1 rRNA gene is annotated in these 2,500 nt (G+C 56.8%); it reads right to left on the bottom strand.

Annotated elements, in window-relative coordinates:
• Positions 1-2,344: ribosomal RNA gene (locus ABZU52_RS32110) — 23S ribosomal RNA — on the bottom strand; the annotation flags it as partial.
• Positions 2,345-2,500: the final 156 nt, after the last annotated feature.

The raw sequence follows: 2,500 nt of genomic DNA on the forward strand, positions 1-2,500 counted from the left end.
CTTCACCGGCTCCCACCTATCCTACACAAGCTAATTCGAGTACCAATGTCAAGCTATAGTAAAGGTCCCGGGGTCTTTCCGTCCTGCCGCGCGTAACGAGCATCTTTACTCGTACTGCAATTTCGCCGGGCCTGTGGTTGAGACAGTGGGGAAGTCGTTACGCCATTCGTGCAGGTCGGAACTTACCCGACAAGGAATTTCGCTACCTTAGGATGGTTATAGTTACCACCGCCGTTTACTGGCGCTTAAGTTCTCCGCTTCGCCCCGAAGAGCTAACAGGTCCCCTTAACGTTCCAGCACCGGGCAGGCGTCAGTCCATATACATCGAATTACTTCTTCGCATGGACCTGTGTTTTTAGTAAACAGTCGCTTCCCCCTGCTCTCTGCGGCCATACAACGCTCCACCCGCGCGGGGCTTCACGTCTCCGGCCCCCCTTCTCCCTAAGTTACGGGGGCAATTTGCCGAGTTCCTTAACCACAGTTCGCCCGATCGCCTCGGTATTCTCTACCTGACCACCTGTGTCGGTTTGGGGTACGGGCCGCTAAGAACTCGCTAGAGGCTTTTCTCGGCAGCATAGGATCACTGACTTCACCTGAATCGGCTCGGCATCACGTCTCAGCCAACATGTGTTGCGGATTTGCCTACAACACGGCCTACACGCTTACCCCGGCACAACCACCGGCCGGGCTCAGCTACCTTCCTGCGTCACCCCATCGCTTGACTACTACCCATCAGGTTCCCACGCTCCCCAGCATCAGTCCGAAGACATCAGCTGGTTCGGGTGGTTAGCACAACGAGGTTCATCAGGGACGCTCTTTCGCGGGTACGGGAATATCAACCCGTTGTCCATCGACTACGCCTCTCGGCCTCGCCTTAGGTCCCGACTCACCCAGGGCGGATTAGCCTGGCCCTGGAACCCTTGGTCATCCGGCGGAAGGGTTTCTCACCCTTCTTTCGCTACTCATGCCTGCATTCTCACTCGTGCCGCGTCCACAACTGGGTCACCCCGCTGCTTCACTCGCGGCACGACGCTCCCCTACCCATCCACACACCTGCACAAGGAATCAAGTCCAAGCGAGGTTAAAATGTGAATGCCACAGCTTCGGCGGTGTGCTTGAGCCCCGCTACATTGTCGGCGCGGAACCACTTGACCAGTGAGCTATTACGCACTCTTTAAAGGGTGGCTGCTTCTAAGCCAACCTCCTGGTTGTCTGTGCGACCCCACATCCTTTTCCACTTAGCACACGCTTAGGGGCCTTAGCTGGTGATCTGGGCTGTTTCCCTCTCGACTACGAAGCTTATCCCCCGCAGTCTCACTGCCGCGCTCTCACTTACCGGCATTCGGAGTTTGGCTGATTTCGGTAAGCTTGTGGGCCCCCTAGACCATCCAGTGCTCTACCTCCGGCAAGAAACACGCGACGCTGCACCTAAATGCATTTCGGGGAGAACCAGCTATCACGGAGTTTGATTGGCCTTTCACCCCTAACCACAGGTCATCCCCCAATTTTTCAACATTGGTGGGTTCGGCCCTCCACGCGGTCTTACCCGCGCTTCAGCCTGCCCATGGCTAGATCACTCCGCTTCGGGTCTAGGACACGCGACTGAATCGCCCTATTCAGACTCGCTTTCGCTACGGCTCCCCCACACGGGTTAACCTCGCCACATGCCACTAACTCGCAGGCTCATTCTTCAAAAGGCACGCCGTCACCCCGCAAGGCTCCGACGGATTGTAGGCGAACGGTTTCAGGTACTATTTCACTCCCCTCCCGGGGTACTTTTCACCATTCCCTCACGGTACTTGTCCGCTATCGGTCACCAGGAAGTATTTAGGCTTACCAGGTGGTCCTGGCAGATTCACGGCAGATTTCAGGGGTCCGCCGCTACTCGGGAACACCCACAGAAGGTCAGCAACTTTCACCTACCGGACTCTCACCGTCTACGGTCAGCCATTCCAGACTGTTCGACTAGCCACTGACTTTATAACTCCTCGAACAAGTGTCAGCTTGTTCAGTAGGGTCCCACAACCCCGACCACGCAACCCCTGACAGGTATCACACGCAGCCGGTTTAGCCTCAATCCGCTTTCGCTCGCCACTACTCACGGAATCACTAAATTGTTTTCTCTTCCTGCGGGTACTGAGATGTTTCACTTCCCCGCGTTCCCTCCACACACCCTATGTGTTCAGGTGTGGGTGACACCACATGACTGGTGCCAGGTTTCCCCATTCGGACACCCTGGGATCACAGCTTGGTTGACAGCTCCCCCAGGCCTATCGCGGCCTCCCACGTCCTTCATCGGCTCCTGGTGCCAAGGCATTCACCGTTCGCCCTTGACAACTTGACCACAAAGATGCTCGCGTCCACTGTGCAATTCTCAACAAACGACCAACCCACAACCCGATCCGCCCCACACCAGCACCACCACAGTGATCGGTATGTAGGGCCAGGCCATGCCTGGCAGACTTCCAGCCCCCTCACAAGGGGGCCAGCCAAGTCTCTG

Source organism: Micromonospora sp. NPDC005220 (assembly GCF_040607895.1).
Taxonomy (GTDB): Bacteria; Actinomycetota; Actinomycetes; order Mycobacteriales; family Micromonosporaceae; genus Micromonospora.